13 protein-coding genes and 2 tRNA genes are annotated in these 17001 nt (G+C 68.8%); 6 read left to right on the top strand and 9 right to left on the bottom strand.

Going from position 1 to position 17001, the window contains the following annotated elements:
* Window positions 1-65 precede the first annotated feature (65 nt).
* Window positions 66-746: a hypothetical protein gene (locus AC3EGR_RS10030; RefSeq protein WP_488546334.1), complete on the bottom strand. Its 681-nt coding sequence runs from the start codon at window positions 744-746 to the stop codon at window positions 66-68.
* Window positions 747-804: 58 nt separating this feature from the next.
* On the opposite strand from AC3EGR_RS10030, the gene AC3EGR_RS10035 reads away from it, so the two are divergent.
* On the top strand, window positions 805-1503 hold the full coding sequence (locus AC3EGR_RS10035) for a glutathione binding-like protein (RefSeq protein WP_488546335.1): 699 nt from the start codon (window positions 805-807) through the stop codon (window positions 1501-1503).
* Window position 1504: 1 nt separating this feature from the next.
* Here the strand turns inward: AC3EGR_RS10035 and AC3EGR_RS10040 are convergent, their stop codons facing one another.
* Complete coding sequence (locus AC3EGR_RS10040; protein ID WP_488546503.1) at window positions 1505-2842, bottom strand: MFS transporter; 1338 nt, start codon at window positions 2840-2842, stop codon at window positions 1505-1507.
* Between the two features lie 132 nt (window positions 2843-2974).
* Between AC3EGR_RS10040 and AC3EGR_RS10045 the strand changes: the two genes are divergently transcribed.
* On the top strand, window positions 2975-3973 hold the full coding sequence (locus tag AC3EGR_RS10045; protein WP_488546336.1) for a recombination-associated protein RdgC: 999 nt from the start codon (window positions 2975-2977) through the stop codon (window positions 3971-3973).
* Window positions 3974-4149: 176 nt separating this feature from the next.
* Entirely contained in the window at window positions 4150-5868 is a 1719-nt protein-coding gene (locus AC3EGR_RS10050) for an ABC1 kinase family protein (protein ID WP_488546337.1), read from the top strand.
* A gap of 9 nt (window positions 5869-5877) precedes the next feature.
* Here AC3EGR_RS10050 and AC3EGR_RS10055 read toward each other — a convergent pair whose 3' ends face one another.
* The 7 genes from AC3EGR_RS10055 to AC3EGR_RS10085 form a co-directional block, all read right to left on the bottom strand.
* Window positions 5878-7629 carry a PHA/PHB synthase family protein gene (locus AC3EGR_RS10055; protein ID WP_488546338.1) on the bottom strand — a complete coding sequence of 584 codons (1752 nt, stop codon included), beginning with the start codon at window positions 7627-7629 and terminating at the stop codon, window positions 5878-5880.
* Between the two features lie 178 nt (window positions 7630-7807).
* Window positions 7808-7884 (bottom strand) — tRNA-Arg (locus AC3EGR_RS10060).
* Between the two features lie 84 nt (window positions 7885-7968).
* A tRNA-Pro gene (locus AC3EGR_RS10065) sits at window positions 7969-8045 on the bottom strand.
* A gap of 38 nt (window positions 8046-8083) precedes the next feature.
* The gene (locus AC3EGR_RS10070) at window positions 8084-8890 is read right to left on the bottom strand and encodes a class I SAM-dependent methyltransferase (RefSeq protein WP_488546504.1); all 807 of its coding nucleotides are present in this window, start codon (window positions 8888-8890) and stop codon (window positions 8084-8086) included.
* 512 nt (window positions 8891-9402) lie between these two features.
* A complete protein-coding gene (gene boxB / locus AC3EGR_RS10075) occupies window positions 9403-10827 on the bottom strand; it encodes a benzoyl-CoA 2,3-epoxidase subunit BoxB (RefSeq protein ID WP_488546339.1) in 1425 nt (474 codons plus the stop codon).
* Window positions 10828-10849: 22 nt separating this feature from the next.
* Window positions 10850-12544 (bottom strand): 2,3-epoxybenzoyl-CoA dihydrolase, encoded by a 1695-nt coding sequence (boxC, locus tag AC3EGR_RS10080; protein ID WP_488546340.1) that lies wholly within the window; start codon window positions 12542-12544, stop codon window positions 10850-10852.
* A gap of 5 nt (window positions 12545-12549) precedes the next feature.
* Window positions 12550-13470 (bottom strand): helix-turn-helix transcriptional regulator, encoded by a 921-nt coding sequence (locus AC3EGR_RS10085; protein WP_488546341.1) that lies wholly within the window; start codon window positions 13468-13470, stop codon window positions 12550-12552.
* A gap of 101 nt (window positions 13471-13571) precedes the next feature.
* Here AC3EGR_RS10085 and AC3EGR_RS10090 point away from each other — a divergent pair, with 101 nt between their 5' ends.
* From AC3EGR_RS10090 to AC3EGR_RS10100, 3 genes are all read left to right on the top strand, one after another.
* On the top strand, window positions 13572-14060 hold the full coding sequence (locus tag AC3EGR_RS10090; RefSeq protein ID WP_488546342.1) for a flavodoxin domain-containing protein: 489 nt from the start codon (window positions 13572-13574) through the stop codon (window positions 14058-14060).
* A gap of 87 nt (window positions 14061-14147) precedes the next feature.
* Window positions 14148-15719, top strand: a complete 1572-nt coding sequence (locus AC3EGR_RS10095) for a benzoate-CoA ligase family protein (RefSeq protein ID WP_488546343.1) — start codon at window positions 14148-14150, stop codon at window positions 15717-15719.
* Window positions 15720-15793: 74 nt separating this feature from the next.
* On the top strand, window positions 15794-16981 hold the full coding sequence (locus AC3EGR_RS10100; protein ID WP_488546344.1) for an ABC transporter substrate-binding protein: 1188 nt from the start codon (window positions 15794-15796) through the stop codon (window positions 16979-16981).
* Window positions 16982-17001: the final 20 nt, after the last annotated feature.

Raw genomic sequence — 17001 nt, forward strand, 5'->3', positions numbered from 1 at the left:
GCAAAGCGGCCGGACGGCCGCTTTGTCATCGGGAGTTCCGGGTCCCCGCCATCGCGGAGATGAAGTCATTTCCGGAACGCATGCAGCCCGCTCTCGCACGCGCTCACGAACACGTCCGTCGCGTGGTTCAGGGTCGGCATCTCGGGCGGCATGTACTGCATGCGCAGGTAGCACTTGCCGCGCAGCAGAACGATCATGAAAGGGACCTGGGCGGTCGGGGCGGGATCGGGCCAGGACATCAGCTGCTCCACCAGGCGGTCGTCCACCCAGGCGAGCGCGTGTTCGCGCGTGTCGGCCAGCACGGCATAGCGGCTCCAGAAATCGTTGGCGGGCCCTTCCCAGCCGATCTCGTCGTACATGGCGAGCCAGCGCATTTCCTCGGGCAGCCGCGGATCCGCGGTCGTCTGCAAGGTGTCGGTGATCATGCTGTAGGCACGGCGCTCCAGCGCCTCCTTCAGCGGCCGGTTGATCACCATCGCACCGACGTTGTCCTCCACGCCGAGTTCGGCGCGCGCGCGCAACTCCTCGCCGACGATGTAGTCGCGGGTGGGCCGCCCGAGCTCCATCCGCCAGGACCGGCCGCCCACCTTGCCCTGCATGGTCATGGAGTTGCTCAGCGCGCCACCGGAGAACGTCATGCCCCGCGACGCAGCCCATTCCGACACCGGCCCGTGGGCCTGCGGGTGGGTCCCGTCGCTGCGCTCCTTGGCGTCCCGGTGGAAGGCCTTCTTGATGCGGTCGAACATGCGAGGTGGCTTTCGCCTAAAGTTCGGACATTATGGATTGAAACAGGAGGTTACGCGCGTGTCCACCATCCAGGTCCATTCGTGGCCCACCCCCAACGGGCACAAGGTGCACATCATGCTGGAAGAATGCGGCCTGGCCTACCGCGCGATTCCCGTGAACATAGGCGCCGGCGAGCAGTTCAGGCCCGAGTTCCTCGCCATCAGCCCGAACAACAAGATCCCGGCGATCGTGGACCCGCAGGGGCCGGACGGCAAGCGCGTCTCGCTGTTCGAGTCCGGAGCCATTCTCGTGTACCTGGCGTCCAAGACCGGCCGCTTCCTGCCTGCCTCAGACCGCGCGAAGTTCGAGGTGCTGCAATGGCTGATGTTCCAGATGGGCGGCGTGGGCCCCATGCTCGGACAGGCGCACCACTTCCGCATGTACGCGCCCGAAAAGATCCCCTATGCCATCGACCGCTACACCAACGAGGCGCGGCGCCTGTACGGCGTGATCGACAAGCGCCTGGCCGCGAGCGAATGGCTCGGTGGGGACGAGTACTCCATCGCCGACATCGCCACCTTCCCCTGGCTGCGCAGCTGGCAGAACCAGGGCATCGTGCTGGAGGACTATCCGCACCTCAAGCGCTGGTTCGACACGATCGCGCAACGCCCGGCGGTGCAGCGCGGCGTGCAGGTGCTGGCCGGCCTGCGCAAGCCGATCACGGACGACAAGGCGCGCGAGGTGCTGTTCGGCGCGACGCAGTACCAGCGGCGCTAGCCTAGGCGGTCCGCACCCGCAGGCTGCTGAAGACAGCCGAAGCCGCGGCGAGCGCAGCGGCGAGACCCAGCGCGATGGCTGCGCCGCCTTCGTGCACGCCCTTGGCACTGAAGATCAGTCCGAGCAGCACCGCGCCCAGCGACTGGCCGGTCAGCCGCGCGGTGCCCAGCATGCCGCTGGCCGCCCCGGCGCGGCGCAAGGGCGCGCTGGTCACGATCGTGTGGTTGTTGGGCGTCTGGAACAGTCCGAAGCCCGCGCCGCACAGCGCCAGGGGCAGCGCGATGCGCCAGTTCGCAGGCGCCTCCGGCAGCAGGGCCAGCGCCGCGAGACCGCTGGCCATCACGGCCAGCCCGATGCCGCCCAGCGCCCCACCGCCGATGCGCTGGATCAGGCGGCCGGCGAGCGGCGCGGCCAGCACGATGGCCGCGGGCCAGGCGGTGATCAGCAGGCCGGCCTGGAAGTGGCTGCGGCCCTGGCCTTCCAGCAGCAGGAAAGGCAGGGCGATGAAGGCCAGCGTCTGGGCGGCGAAGGCGCTGACCGAAGTGCACATGGACAGTGCGAACACCCGGATGCGCAGCAGGTCGACCGGGAACAGCGGTGCGGGCAGGCGCCACTGGCGGCGCAGGTAGAACCAGCCGACCGCCAGGCCCGAGGCGAGCAGCCCGCAGGCGAACAGCAGTCCGCGCGCATCGAGGCCGCCCCCTCGCCGCGCGCCGAAGGCATCCGCGCCGAGGAACACGAGCGAGAACATGGCGACGTTCAGGACGACGTCCAGCGGCTGCAGGCCACTGCGCGAAAGAGGCACCGCGTTGCGTGGCAGCGCACGGCGCGCGAGCACGAACACGATCACGTCCAGCGGCAACTGCACGATGAACAACCAGGGCCAGGAAGCGACGGACAGCACCAGCGCCGCGAGGCTGGGGCCGGCGACGGACGAGGCGGCCACCACCACGGCATTCAGCGCGATGCCGCGCCCGAGCGCATGCGAGGGATACGTGAGGCGCACCAGGGCCGCGTTCACCGCCATCATGCCGGCGGCGCCGAGGCCCTGCAGCGCGCGCGCGCCGGCCAGCAGGGACAGCGTGGGGGCAAGCACGCAGCCCAGGGAAGCGAGCGCGAAGAGCGCCAGGCCCGCCAGGTAGACGCGCTTGTAGCCGAACCGCTCGCCCAGCTGCGCGCAGGGCAGCAGCACGCCCAGGGTGGCAAGCTGGTAGGCGTTGACCACCCACACGGCCGCCGCCGGCGACGCACCGAAATCACGCGCGATGTCGGGAAGGGCCAGGTTGACGATGCTGCTGTCCAGGACCGACAAGGCGATCCCGAACACGATGGCCGCCATGGCCCAATAGCGCTCGGGCACCGGCAGGCCGTCGGCGGCCACCGGGCTCCCCGCTTCCACTCTCTTTTGCACCGGCGGCAGTCTACCTGCGCGAGGGAGCCCTTGCGGCTGCCACTAGAATCGCAGCCTTTCGTGTTCGCCGCGTTCGTGCGCGGCGCCAGCTGTACCCCCATGTTCAAGAGCGCGTGTTTCTTCCGCATTGCGGACAATTTCGAACTGCCCGACCGCGACGCGCTGGAACGCGTGCTGCACAAGGGCCGCTTCGTCCCCTGCGGCCCCACCCAGCCCGAATCCAGCGGCTGGGTGCCGCCCCGCGGCAACAAGAGCAAGGTGCTCGCCGAAATCATCGGCGGCCACCTGATCCTGAAACTGTGCACCGAAAAGCGCGCCGTGCCCTCGTCCGCCATCAAGTCGGCGGTGGACGAGCGCGTCGAGCGCTACAAGGCCGAGACCGGCAACGAGCGCGTGCCGGCCAAGGTGAAGAAGGACTTCAAGGAAGAAGTGCTGCTCGACCTGCTGCCGCGCGCGTTCAGCAAGAAGACCAACACCCTGCTCTGGCTGGATCCCAAGTCCCGCATGCTGGTGGTCGACGCCGGCAGCCTGGCCGCCGCGGACCGCATCCTGTCCTCGCTGCTCGCCGCCCTGATCGAGGTGCCGGGCGCCGGGCCCGCGCTGGACCTGCAGATCGTGCACACGCAGAGTTCGCCCGCCGCCTCGATGTCGCACTGGCTCAGCACGCGCGAAGCCCCCTGGCGTTTCACGGTGGACCGCGACTGCGAGCTCAAGGCGGCCGACGAACAGAAGTCCGCGGTGCGCTACGCGCGCCACACGCTGGACATCGACGAAGTCGCGCAGCACATCGCCGCGGGCAAGGTGCCCACGCAGCTGGCCATGACCTGGAACGATCGCGTGTCCTTCGTCCTGACCGAATCGGGGCAGTTGCGCCGTCTCAAGATGCTGGACGTGGTGCTCAAGGAAGCCGAGGACGGCAAGGGCAAGGACGACGACAACTTCGACGGCAACGCCGCGATCCTCACCGGCGAGCTCTCGCAGCTGGTGCCGGACCTGCTGGAGGCGCTGGGCGGGGAAGCGGAAGTGCGGCAGCCGGACGCGGAGACCGCTGCGGCCTGAGAGGCCGCCCGCCCACCGGGGCCCGCAACACGCCTGGGTCTCGGCCGCGTCGATGACGGGTCTTGTTGCACGCAGCGGTCGCCGTGCCAGGCACGGCTCGACTTGCGCCAGGTCAAGCGGGGCCGCCGGCCGGCCCCCAGAATCGGCCGAGGACATTCCCCAGAAGGACCTAGCCCATGCTCTGGCAAGCCCTCGCGTCGGTGCGGGACTTCGGCCGGCTCTACGAGATTGCTTCCGTGCTGGTGCGGTACGGCTTCGGCGACCTGGTGCGGCGCATGGGGCTGAGCGACGTGCTGGAAACCGCCGGCCGCGTGCTGCACTGGGATGACGGCCGCGAGCACACGCACCTGGAGCCCCCCGCGCGGGTCCGCCGCGCGCTCGAGGAACTGGGGCCCGCGTTCGTGAAACTGGGACAGGTGCTGGCGACGCGCGTGGACCTGTTCGAACCCGAGTGGATCGCCGAGTTCAGCAGGCTGCAGGACCAGGCGCAGGCCGTGCCCTACGATGCCATCCGCGGCCAGCTTGCGGAAGACCTGGGGGGCCCCCCGGAGGAGGTGTTCGCGGAGTTCGATCCCCAACCCATGGCGGCCGCCTCCCTTGCGCAGGTCTACCGCGCCCGGCTGCACGGCGGCGAAGCCGTGGTCGTCAAGGTGCGCCGCCCGGGCATCCGTCCGATCATCGAAGCGGACCTTCGCCTGCTGGCCCGGTTGGCCCGGCACGCCGAGGAGCAGCTGCCGGAGCTGCGGGCGCTGCGACCGCAACAGGTGGTGGCGGAATTCACGCAATCGCTGCGGCGCGAGCTGGATTTCGCAACCGAGGCACGCAACGCCCGCCGGATGGCGGAGAACTTCAGCGGGTACCAGGATGAAGACGCTCGGCCGCAGGACCGGGGCGCACCGGTGATTCTCATCCCGCGCATGTACTGGGAATGCGAACGTGCGTGTGTGCAGGAACTGGTGGACGGCATCCGGGGCAGCCGGCTCGAGGAGGTCGACGCCTGCGGCCTGGACCGGCGACTGCTGGCACGCCGCGGCGCGCGCGCCGTGCTCAAGATGATTCTCGAGGACGGCTTCTTTCACGCAGACCCGCATCCAGGGAACGTGTTCTACCTGCCCGGCAGCCGCATCGCCTTCATCGACTTCGGCATGGTGGGGCAGCTGACCGGGCAGCGCCGCGACCAGTTGCTGCACCTGCTGCACGGCCTCGTGCAGCAGGACGCGGCGGCCGCCGCAGGCGTGTTGATGGACTGGACGGGAAGCAGCACGGAAAGCGAGGACGCTCTCCTGGCCGACGTGGAAGGCTTCGTTGCCGATTACCGCAACGTGCCGCTGCGCGAGCTGCGCCTGGGCGCGATGCTCAACGAGGTGGTGGGGATGCTGCGCCGGCACCGCCTCATGCTGCCGGCCGACCTCAGCCTGCTCGTCAAGGCATTCATCTCCCTCGAAGGCATGGGCCGCGAGCTCGACCCCGACTTCGACATGGCCGGCCAGGCCCGGCCCGTGCTGGAGCGCGCCATGCGCGCGCACTATGCGCCGGAGGTGGTGCTGCGGCGCGGCTGGCGCTCCGTGCGCGAACTGCTCTCGCTGGCCGGGCGACTGCCGCAGGACCTGTCGAAGTTGCTGCGTGCCTTGCGCCGCAGCCGCCTGGACATCCGTGTCGACGTGGCGCACTTGCAGGCCGTGGCTCACCTGCTCGACCGCGCCGTGAGCCGCTTGACCGTCGGCATCGTGGTGGCCGCCCTGATCATCGGCTCTTCCATCGTGATGACGGTGCCGGGCGGTCCCAGCCTGCTCGGCTTGCCGTTCTTCGGCTTGCTCGGATTCATCGGCGCCATGGCCGGCAGCGCCTGGCTGCTGCTGTCGATCTGGAGCGGCGGGCGCGAGCGGGATCGGTGAAGCGCCCTTTCACTCCTGGAACACGTGGGTGCCGGGCGCAGGCACCACCTGCCCATCCAGCGGCACGTCCGGCACCGCGCGTGCCGGGATGTCGGTCGTCCCGTGCTCGCGCAGCCAGCGGTTCCAGCACGGCCACCACGACCCTTGCACGGTGGCGGCTCGCGCGCGCCACACCAGCGGATCCGGCGGCGCGTCGTGGGGCTCGGAGTCCGCCCAACGGTACTGCGCCTCGGCGTGCGCCGCCGGTCCCGCCGGCGGGCTGACGATGCCGACGTTGTGGCCCCCCGAGACGAGCACGAAGCGTGCGCGCGTGTGCGTCAGGCGCAGCAGCTTGTAGACCGATTGCCATGGCGAGACGTGGTCGCGTTCGGTCGCCACCACGAACAGCGGCGGGTGGATGGCGCGCAGCCGCACGTGTTCGCCGCGGAACAGATACGCATCCTGCGCGAGCGCGTTCGCCAGGTAGAGCCGGCGCAGGTATTCGCTGTGCATGCGCGCGGGCAGTCGCGTCGCGTCCGCGTTCCAGGCGCGCATCGCCGTCATCGGCGTCTGCGCGCCCATGAGGTACTCGTGCAGCAGCTTGGACCAGACCAGGTCCTTCGAGTTGATCAACTGGAAGGCGGCGGCCATCCGGTGGCCGTCCAGGCACCCGGCGTCGGCCATGAGGTCCTCGAGGAAGGCGACCTGGCTCTCGTCCATGAACAGGCCCAACTCGCCCGGGTCTTCGAAGTCCACCTGGCCGGCGAGAATGGACACCGTCTTGAGCACGTGTTCGTGGCGCGCTCCGAGGATGGCCGCAGCCATGGCCAGCAGCGTGCCGCCCAGGCAGTAGCCCGCCGCATGGATGCCTGCCTCGGGGCACAGCTGCCCCACGGCGCGCACGGTGTCGAGCACTCCCAGCTGCAGGTAGTCGTCGAGGGACAGGTCGCGGTCCTCCGCACCGGGATTGCGCCAGGACACGACGAACACGGTGTGGCCCTGCTCCACGAGGTACTTCACGAGCGAGTCGTCCGGCGTCAGGTCGAGGATGTAGAACTTCATGATCCACGAAGGCACGATCAGCACCGGCTCGCGCGCGACGGTGTCCGTCGCCGGCGCATACTGGATCAATTCCACCAGCCCGTTGCGGTACACCACCTTGCCGGGAGTGAGTGCCACGCCCACGCCGGGCCGGAAAGCCTCCACGCCGCGCGGCTTGCCGCCGGCGGCAACAGCCACCGCGTCCCGCCACCAGTTCGCGGCGCCGCTGAGGACGTTCGCGCCGCGGGTGGCCACCGTTTCCTTGAGGACCTGGGGGTTGAGCAAGGGCGAATTCGACGGCGACAGCATGTCCAGCCACTGGCGCATCATGAACGCCGCGACCTCTTCGTGGTGCCCCGATACGCCGCGCACGCCGGTGCCCGCCTCCTCCCACCAGCGCTGCGTGAGCAGGAAGGCCTGGGCAAGCGCGTTGAAGGGCGGCAGCTGCCATTCGGCATGGCTGAAGCGCTTGTCGCCCGTGACCGGTGCAAGGTCGGGCGCGCACCCGCCTTGCCAGCCACGTGTCGCGTACTGCGTCCACTGCAGGCTCTTGCGCAACGCGCTGGACGCGAGTTCGACCTGCTTGGAAGGCGAAACCGCCAGGTGCACCAGCCAGTCGAACTGCGCCATCGCCACCGAGGCCGGCGAGATGCCGCCGGCCATGCGCGCCAGCGCAGTCTTCAGCGGGACGTCCAGCGGATCGGCATGCGGCAGCGAAGGGCGGGTGGAAAGCGCGTCCATGAAGCATGGTGCCGCATGCCCGCGCCGCGGGCTTGAGGGAGATCAACGGAAAGCGGCGCCGCGTTTCGTGATGGGGCCATCGCCTGCACGACCTGGACAGGGTGCGTGAGCTCCCCGCTCCGCGACCCGGTTGCCTCGCGTTCCGTCACCCGTCTCTCAGGGACGGACAAACGCAATTTGGCCTGCCCGGAGGGAATCGAACCCCCGACAACCTGCTTAGAAGGCAGGTGCTCTATCCAACTGAGCTACGGGCAGAAGAGGCGCAATCGTAACGCGGCCCTTCGGGACCTGCCCGGCGTCGGCGGCCATGCTGGCGCATTCGATGCCGGTGGGGGGAATTGGTCGGAGCGATAGGATTCGAACCTACGACCCTCTGGTCCCAAACCAGATGCGCTACCAGACTGCGCTACGCTCCGTCGCAGCGCATTCTACCGGGGCATCGCCAGCGCGCCCCTCATTCGGGTGGCGGACGGCGCGCCAGGAAGCGGCCGATGGTAAAAGCCCCGGCGGCAGCGGCTTCGCCAAGGACGAGCGCGCCTTCCATGACGAGACGGCGGATCGGGTCGGCCGTCTGCTTCAGCTCCGCGCGGACCTGTGCCTGCATGGACGGGTCCGTCACGAAGCCACGCAGCACCGGCCATTCCTCGCGCAGGTCGCGCGCCACCTCGACGACCAGCCCGGCCTGGGCCTTCTCTCGGGCGTAGGTCGACACGGTGCCCAGTGGCGGGATCGCCCAGGCCTTGGAAATCCGCGTGCCCCAATGCATGCGCACGTCATCGGGGGCGCCGTCGGCCAGGACCCAGTCGGAGCCCGCGAGCCGGCCTTCGGGACGCAGCACGCGCATGGCCTCGGCGAAGACGCGCACCCGGTCCGGGTAGTGGCAAGGGGCCTCGAAAAACAGCACGGCATCGAATGTCTGGTCTGGGTATGGCAGGGCACCCGCCTCGCCCAGGTCGAAGCGCACACGCCCCGCGAGCCCCTGCCGTTCGGCCGACATCCGCGCCGCTTCCAGCTGGCCGGGGTGCGGGGTGATGCCGCGCACCCGCGCGCCGGTCATCCGGGCGACGTTGCAGGCCGCCCGGCCTTCGCCACAACCGACGTCCAGGACGGTGCTCTCCATGTGCACGCCGGCGCTCTCGACCACCATGGCATGGATGCGCGAATCGTCCGCGTGCGCGTCCACGAGGCTGTCATGCCACGAATCGCCCAGGAAGTCGCGGTAGGAGATGTGCAGGCCGTGGTAGCCGTTCGGGGGCGGCATCACGGGTGCGCTCGGCGCCGCGCCCCTGCGGACGGGTGTCGGCGCCCTCATGGCCGGACGGCGCGCGTCAGTTGCGACAGCCGCCCTCCCTCGATGCGGGAAGGCGCTGAGGCCGTGCGCGTGCAGCAGACCGCTTCCATGGCACCCCCTTGGGCCGCCGGAATGCGGCAGCCCGGTCCTCGACGGGTCGCGCGCCTCGAACCTCCCCCGGTCTCGAATTGTGTTTTTGGTGCCGATTCGACGCTACCGATGGAAACGTCCACCGGCCTGCCTTTTATAGGGCAGTCACGTAACGGCGCCTACATTGGTTTCAACCAAATACACCTTTCGACCTACCGATGGAATAACTCCGTGCGGTGTTTCACGGATGTCCTCTCGTTCGTACTGCGGATGCGACGCGCGGCGCGCCGAGTCAGCCCGACAGTACGTAGCCGACGGTAAAGATAGGCAACGCGCTGTGCCGCCACCCCTGGAGGGAGCGGGCGCTGGGAACGCGCCTGACGTAACGCCGGCTACAACTTGACGTACTCGTAATCCACTGCCTGCGCGTTGATGCCGCGGTCCGGCGGGGCGATCCAGCCAGCCATCTTGCCCGGCTCGGTCACCCGCTGCATCAGGCTCTTGACGAAGCCGATGTCTTCCTCGGTCGGCAGCCATTCGGCCTTGCGCGCCTCGAACTCTGCAGCGGTGATCGGATTGCCCTGCGGGTCGGTGTGCATCCCCGCCCAGGCACCCACCTGCCGGCGAAAACGCGTGGACGGCAGCTTGAACTCGAAGGGCACGCCGGCCCGCTTGACGCCCATGTTCCAGCGCGTCACGCCGACGTTGCAGTCCTTGGCGTATTCCAGGCGCGTGATCTCGTTGATGCCGTTGCGCACCGAGATGCTCTCGTCCTTCACCCCGCCCTTGCCGTCCGGGACCTGGATGGTCATGGCCGTTTCGGACTCGACGTGGTCGGCGAACTTCGCCTCGTCGGGCCGGCCCTTGAGGCCGTTGCTGAAGTAGTTCGCCGCGTTGGACGAAGCTTCCGACCCGAACAGATCGAGCGAACTGGTGAACCAGAAATTCATGAACCGCTGGATCGTCGGCAGGTCGATCGCGCCGGCGGCGCGCACCTGCTTCCAGTCGTCGGTGTCCAGCTCCTTCATGACTTCCAGCGTGCGCCTGATGACGCGACCCACGCCGGTCTCGCCCACGAACATGTGGTGCGCTTCCTCGGTCAGCATGAACTGGCAGGTGCGCGCGAGCGGGTCGAAGGCGCTCTCGGCGAAGGACTTCAGCTGGAACTTGCCGTCGCGGTCGGTGAAGTAGGTGAACATGAAGAAGGACAGCCAGTTGTCCATGGGCTCGTTGAAGGTGCCCAGGATGCGCGGCTTGTCCGGATCGCCGGAGTGGCGCTCCAGCAGTTCCTCGGCCTCCTCGCGGCCGTCGCGGCCGAAGTAGGCGTGCAGCAGGTAGACCATCGCCCAGAGGTGGCGGCCCTCTTCCACGTTCACCTGGAACAGGTTGCGCAGGTCATAGAGCGAAGGCGCGGTGTGCCCCAGCAGGCGCTGCTGCTCCACCGAGGCGGGCTCGGTGTCGCCCTGCGTGACGATGAGGCGGCGGAACGTGGAACGGAACTCGCCCGGCACCTCCTGCCAGGCGTCCTGGCCCATGAAGTCACCGAAGCCGATCTTGCGGTCCGGCTGCTGGTCGGCGAGGAAGATGCCCCAGCGGTAGTCCGGCATCGGCGTGTAGCCGTACTGCGCCCAGCCCGACGCGTCCACGCCCACGGCGGTGCGCAGGTAGACGTCCCTGGCCTTGAAGTCGCTCGGGCCCATCTCGTCCCACCAGCGCAGGAAGGCGGGCTGCCAGTGCTCCAGCGCGCGCTGCAGCTGGCGGTTGTCCGCCAGGTTCACGTTGTTGGGGATCTTGGCCTGCAGGTCGATCGTGCTCATGTCTTGTCCTCGGGGGTTCGCGTCAGACGCGTTTCCAGTCGAATTTCGCCTTCTTGCCGGTGCCGAACAGCTTCAGCGCGCCGTCTTCGCCCACCGCATTCGGCCGGATGAAGATCCAGTTCTGCCAGGCCGACAGGCGCCCGAACACGCGGGTCTCCATCGTCTCCCTGCCGGGGAAGCGCAGCGACGCTTCCATGCCGGTGAGCGCATCGGGCGAGAGGGATGCGCGCTCTTCCAGCATCAGGCGGATCTCGTCATCCCAGTCGATGTCGTCCGGCGTGAGCGTCACCAGGCCCAGCTCCAGCGCCTGGTCGGCGCGCAGCGGGCTGTCCTGCAGGCCCTGCAGCTGCGCGATGGTCGTCGCGTCCTCGTTGAACCGCGTCTGCAGCCGCGTCAGCCCGTTCACTTCAGGGTAGCGGCCGAAGTTGGCGGCGTTCAGGCGCAGTGCCGGCGCCGCGTCCGGTGCATCGGGCAGGTCCAGCATGTAGATGCGGTCGCAGGCAAGCGCCAGCTCGTACAGCGTGCCGGCGAAAGCGGAGCCTTCGTCCACCAGCGCGATCAGCGAGCGGCTGGTCACGTCCAGGCGGGCCAGCGCGCGGCGCAGCGCGGCGACCGTCTCGCGCACCAGCCAGTGTTCCTTGTGCTTGTCGAGCACCGCGTCGGCCAGCATCACCAGGTTCGCGTCGCCCCGGGTCTTGAGCACCCAGGTGCCGATCTCCAGTTCGTTGGCGCGCAGGTTCAGGATGGCGTCGTCCAGTTCGCGGGCGAGCTGCAAGGGCCACCAGTTCGCGCCGGCGGCGACGATGGTCTCGGGCGTCGATGCGATCGCGGCGGTGGGCGCCTGCACGGTGAGGGTCGCGATGCGCGCGCTGCGATCGACCTGCGCGTCCACCAGCCCGTAGTGGTAGCCCTGCTCGTCGATCTTCAGCTGCAGGGGCGTCCAGGCAATGCCGCTGTCCGGGCCCTTGCGCGTGGACTGGCCGCGCAGCACGGAGACTTCCTTTTCCAGCAGCGCACCGAAGGCCTGCGGCTTGGCGTGTTCGTCGATCAGCTTCCAGTCCTTGGCGCGGTCCGCGCGCACGCCTTCGCTGGTGGTGCAGAAGATGTCGGCGAGGTCGCGGCGCACCTTGCGCTTGTCGGTCACGCGCGTGAGGCCGCCGGTGCCGGGCAGCACCCCCAGCAGCGGCACCTCGGGCAGGCTGACGGTGGAGGAGCGGTCGTCCACCATGACGATGCGGTCGCAGGCCAGGGCCAGCTCGTAGCCGCCGCCGGCGCAGGCGCCGGTCACCGCGGCGATGGACTTCAGGCCTTCATGGCGCGACGAGTCTTCCAGCCCGTTGCGCGTCTCGTTGGTGAACTTGCAGAAGTTCACCTTCCACGCGTGCGTGGACAGGCCCAGCATGTAGATGTTGGCGCCGGAGCACCAGATGCGCTCCTTGCCGCTTTCGAACACGACCACCTTGACGCCGGGGTGCTCGAAGCGGATGCGGTTCAGTGCGTCGTGCAGTTCGATGTCGACGCCCAGGTCGTAGGAGTTCAGCTTCAGCTTGTAGCCGGGCTTGATGCCGCCGTCCTCGTCGATGTCGAGCTTCAGGCGGGCGACGTCGCCCTCGACGGCGAGCGCCCAGTGGCGGTAGCGCGAAGGGTCGGTCGCGAAGCTCACCAGCTCGCGTTCCTCCCCGCCCAGCACCTGCTTGAACAGCAGGGGTTCGGTCATGGCGTTCATCGGGTCTCCAGGGTCGTGGCTTGCGGCGCGGGCACGGCCCGCTCCAGGTCTTTCAGGGACTGCTTGACGCTGCGCGCGGCGGTGTCGACCACCGCGTCGGCGCGCGCATACAGGGGCTCGCGGCTGGCCAGGATGCGGCGGATGTCTTCCAGCGCCTCCGTCATCGCGCCGCGTGGAGCTTCGGCGCCGTCGCCGGCGTTGAAGGGCCGCATGTCGCCCTGGGCGACCACGCGGCTCACGTGCTCCTCGGGGCTGGCTTTCACCCACACACAATAGAAGTGGCTTTGCAGCAGGTCAAAGGTCTCGCGCTCGCTGACGATGCTGCCCCCGGTGGTCATCACCACGCCCTCGCCATGTTCCTCGGCGATGCGCAACAGGGCGCGGCGCTCGAAGCGGCGGTAGCCGGCCTGCCCGTGCAGCAGCAGGATCTCGTTCATGCTGGTGCCGGCCTCGCGTTCGATCTCGCGGTCCAGCTCGATGAAGGGCACGCCGCGCTGGGCGGCCAGCTGCGCACCCAGGGTGGTCTTGCCGGCACCGCGCAGGCCCACCAGCGCGATGCGCTGCTCGCGCCCCTGCGCATCGGCCAGGTTGAAGGTGGTGCCCAGCAGGGAATGGGCCTGGTCCAGCTGCGCATCGTCCAGGCGTGCCAGCAGGCCGTGCACGCGCGCCAGGGCGGGACGGGGGGCATCCTGCAGCAGGTCGAGGAGGGTGATGTTCAGGGCGCGGGCGGCGGCTTCCAGCGAGTTGATGGACACGTTGCCCTTGCCGGTTTCGACGTCGGCCAGGAAGCGCTCGGACAGGCCCGAATCGGCTGCCAGCTGCTTGCGCGTCATGCCGCGGCGAGCGCGCCACGCACGCACCCTGGCGCCCAGTTCGGGCAGCGTCGTGCGGCTGTCGTTGTCGGTGATCGGCTGCATGTGGGGGGCGCTTGCCGCGCAAACCTTGCGTTCCATCAAGATTGCAGTATACTTCCGACACACCACCTGTCAAGCAGTTTACTGCATACGATCGGAACGCCATGAAGCTCAAGATCCTCGTCGGCACCATGACCAGCACGGCCGACTACGTCGCCCAGGCCATCCAGATGGATTGCGCCGACCTGGTCGACGAGATCGAGGTCGTGATGATGGACAACCTGGACATCTCGGCCTTCGACGAAGAGGCCCTCTATCTCGTCTGCTCGTCCACCTACGGCTCGGGCGACGTCCCGGACAACGCCCGGGCACTGTACGACTCCCTCGACACCCAGCCGAAGTTCCTCGGCCACGTCCGGTATGGCGTGATTGCGCTGGGGGATCGCACGTACTCCCAGACCTTCTGCTTCGGCGGCAAGAAGTTCGACGAGCGCCTGCAGGGCCTGGGCGCGCAGCGCATCGGCGAGGTCTGGTGCCACGACGCCACCGCCGGCACGATGCCCGAGGAAGTGGGCACGGCCTGGTGCCGGGAATGGCTGGAGCGCGAGGCGCTTCCCGCGATGCAATCGGTTGGCGAAAGGACCGCGGCTTGACGACTTCCTCCCGGCCTTGACCCGGGAGCCCAGGATTGCGGGTCGCGCCCGCAACGACAACGATCAAGGGGCACGAGGAGACAAGAGATGCACCTGAGCCATGCCGACCACGGCAGCCGCCCGCCGCGGGTCGAGATCCCGCGCGACTACAACGCAGCGCATGACCTCCTGCGACGCAATGCGGCGCGTCCGGGCAAGGTGGCCTACATCGATGCGGCCAGCGGCGACACCCTCACCTTCGCGCAACTGGAAGAGCAGGCTCACCGCTTCGCCGACGCGTTGCGCACGCAAGGCTTCACACCGGAAACCCGCGTGATGCTGGCGATGCTGGACACGCTGGAGTGGCCCGTCGTCTTCCTGGGCTGCATCCTCGCCGGCGTGGTGCCGATCGCCGCCAACACGCTGCTGACCAGCAAGGACTTCGACTTCATGCTGCGCGACTCGCGCGCGCAGGCCCTGTTCGTCTCACGGCCCTTGCTGCCCACGTTCGAGCCGCTGGTGGGCCAGGTGGGGACGCTCAAGCACATCTTCGTGGCCGACGACACCGGCGAGCGTTCGGTCGCCGGCCTCGTCGCGTCGGGCAAGCCCACCGGGGAAATCGCGGGGACCTGCAGCGACGACGCCTGCTTCTGGCTCTATTCGAGCGGGTCCACCGGCACGCCAAAGGGCACGGTGCACCTGCACAGCCATCTCGTGCAGACGGCGGAACTCTATGGCCGCGCGGTCCTCGGCATCCGCGAGGACGACGTCGTGTATTCCGCCGCCAAGCTGTTCTTCGCCTACGGCCTGGGCAACGCCCTGACCTTCCCGCTGGCCGTCGGCGCCACGACCATCCTGCTGCCTTCGCGGCCGGCGCCCGCCGACGTGTTCCGCATCCTCAAGGACCACAAGCCCTCGATCTTCTACGGCGTTCCCACCTTGTACGCGGCGCTGCTGGCGGACCCCGGCCGGCCGAAGAAAAGCGAGGTGGCGCTGCGCGTGTGCACCAGCGCCGGCGAAGCGCTGCCGGCGGAGATCGGCGAGCGCTGGACGCGTGAGTATGGTTGCGAGATCCTCGACGGCATCGGTTCCACCGAGATGCTGCACATCTTCCTGTCCAACCGGCCGGGCCAGGTGCGCTACGGCACCACGGGCCAGCCGGTGCCGGGCTACGAGCTGCGCATCATCGGTGACGACGGCCGCGAATGCGCCGACGGCGAGATCGGCGAATTGCAGATCAGCGGCCCCAGCGCGGCCCTCATGTACTGGAACAGCCGCAACAAGACCAAGGCGACCTTCGCCGGCGAATGGACGCGCAGCGGCGACAAGTACACGCGCGATGCGGACGGCTACTACACCTATGGCGGCCGCAGCGACGACATGCTCAAGGTGGGCGGCATCTACGTCTCGCCTTTCGAGGTGGAGGCCTGCCTCATGACGCACGCCTCGGTGCTGGAGGCCGCCGTCATCGGCGTCGCCGACCAGGACGGCCTGGTCAAGCCCAAGGCCTACGTGGTGCTCAAGGCGGGGCAACAGGCGAGCGCTGAGGACCTGCAAGGCCACGTGAAGACGCGCCTGGCGCCCTACAAGTACCCACGCTGGATCGCCTTCGTGCCCGAGCTGCCCAAGACGGCCACCGGCAAGATCCAGCGCTTCAAGCTGCGCGCCGCCGCAGCCTGAGGGAAAGCCATGTGGCGCGCGTGCGCCATGTGCAACGACAATCCGGCCGCTACGAACCAGAACGAAGGAAGACCATGACCACCCGCCGCCTTGTCCTCTCCCGCAGCGCCGCCCTCGTCGGAGCGGCCTCCACCGGCCTGCTGCTGCCCGGGATCGTGCGTGCCCAGTCCAACAAGATCCGCGTGGGCTTCATGCTGCCGTACACCGGCACCTTCGCGCAGCTCGGTGTCGCCATCGAGAACGGCGTGCGCATGGCGATCGCCGAAAAGGGCGGCAAGCTCGGGGGCCGCGACATCGAGTGGTTCAAGGTGGACGACGAGTCCGAGCCGGCGAAGGGTGTCGAGAACGCCAACCGCCTCGTGCAACGCGACAAGGTGGACGTGCTGATCGGCACCGTGCACTCCGGTGTGCAGATGGGCATACAGCGCGTCGCGCGCGAGTCCGGCGTGCTGAACCTGATCCCCAATGCCGGCGTGCATGCGGCCACGCGCGGGCTGTGCGCCCCCAACGTGTTCCGCACCTCCTTCACCAACAGCCAGCCCACGCTGGCGCTGGGCAAGCCCATGATGGACAAGGGCCTCAAGCGCACCGTGTGGATCACCTGGAAGTACGCCGCGGGCGACGAGGCCTTCGAGGGCTTCCGCGACAGCTACACCAAGGCCGGCGGCACCATCGTCAAGGAGCTCGGCCTGCCCTTCCCCAACGTGGAGTTCCAGGCGCTGCTGACGGAGATCGCGTCGCTGCGTCCCGATGCGGTGGCCTGCTTCTTCGCGGGCGGCGGCGCGGCCAAGTTCATCCGCGACTATGCCGCGGCCGGCCTGAAGGACAAGATCCCGCTGTGGGGCTCGGGCTTCCTGACCGAGGGCGTGCTGCAGGCCGCGGGCCCTGCCGCCGAAGGCATCATGACCACGATGCACTACGCGGACTCGCTCGACACGCCGCGCAACAACCAGTTCCGCCTGGCGTACGCCAAGGAATTCAGGATGCAGCCGGACGTGTACGCCGTGCAAGGCTACGACACGGGCCTGCTGCTGGCGCAGGGCCTTGCCGTGGTCAAGGGCGACATCGGCAACAAGGCCGCCCTGTACCGGTCGCTCGAGACCCAGACCATCGACAGCCCGCGCGGCAAGTGGACGATGAGCAAGGCCCACAACCCGGTGCAGGACATCTACCTGCGCCGCGTCGAAAAGGGCGACAACAAGGTGATCGGCGTCGCCGCCAAGGCGCTGTCGGATTCCGGCGCGGGCTGCAAGCTGGCCTGAGCCTGCGGCTCCCGAGGGTG

This window comes from Ramlibacter sp. G4-7 (assembly GCF_057784995.1).

What these genes read in the sequence shown, in the direction of transcription:
- AC3EGR_RS10030 (WP_488546334.1), bottom strand. Translation starts at nt 746, where the DNA reads ATGTTCGACCGCATCAAGAAGGCCTTCCACCGGGACGCCAAGGAGCGC.
- AC3EGR_RS10040 (WP_488546503.1), bottom strand. Translation starts at nt 2,842, where the DNA reads ATGGCGGCCATCGTGTTCGGGATCGCCTTGTCGGTCCTGGACAGCAGC.
- AC3EGR_RS10050 (WP_488546337.1), top strand. Translation starts at nt 4,150, where the DNA reads ATGCTCTGGCAAGCCCTCGCGTCGGTGCGGGACTTCGGCCGGCTCTAC.
- AC3EGR_RS10055 (WP_488546338.1), bottom strand. Translation starts at nt 7,629, where the DNA reads ATGGACGCGCTTTCCACCCGCCCTTCGCTGCCGCATGCCGATCCGCTG.
- AC3EGR_RS10070 (WP_488546504.1), bottom strand. Translation starts at nt 8,890, where the DNA reads ATGCCGCCCCCGAACGGCTACCACGGCCTGCACATCTCCTACCGCGAC.
- boxB (WP_488546339.1), bottom strand. Translation starts at nt 10,827, where the DNA reads ATGAGCACGATCGACCTGCAGGCCAAGATCCCCAACAACGTGAACCTG.
- boxC (WP_488546340.1), bottom strand. Translation starts at nt 12,544, where the DNA reads ATGACCGAACCCCTGCTGTTCAAGCAGGTGCTGGGCGGGGAGGAACGC.
- AC3EGR_RS10085 (WP_488546341.1), bottom strand. Translation starts at nt 13,470, where the DNA reads ATGCAGCCGATCACCGACAACGACAGCCGCACGACGCTGCCCGAACTG.
- AC3EGR_RS10090 (WP_488546342.1), top strand. Translation starts at nt 13,572, where the DNA reads ATGAAGCTCAAGATCCTCGTCGGCACCATGACCAGCACGGCCGACTAC.
- AC3EGR_RS10095 (WP_488546343.1), top strand. Translation starts at nt 14,148, where the DNA reads ATGCACCTGAGCCATGCCGACCACGGCAGCCGCCCGCCGCGGGTCGAG.
- AC3EGR_RS10100 (WP_488546344.1), top strand. Translation starts at nt 15,794, where the DNA reads ATGACCACCCGCCGCCTTGTCCTCTCCCGCAGCGCCGCCCTCGTCGGA.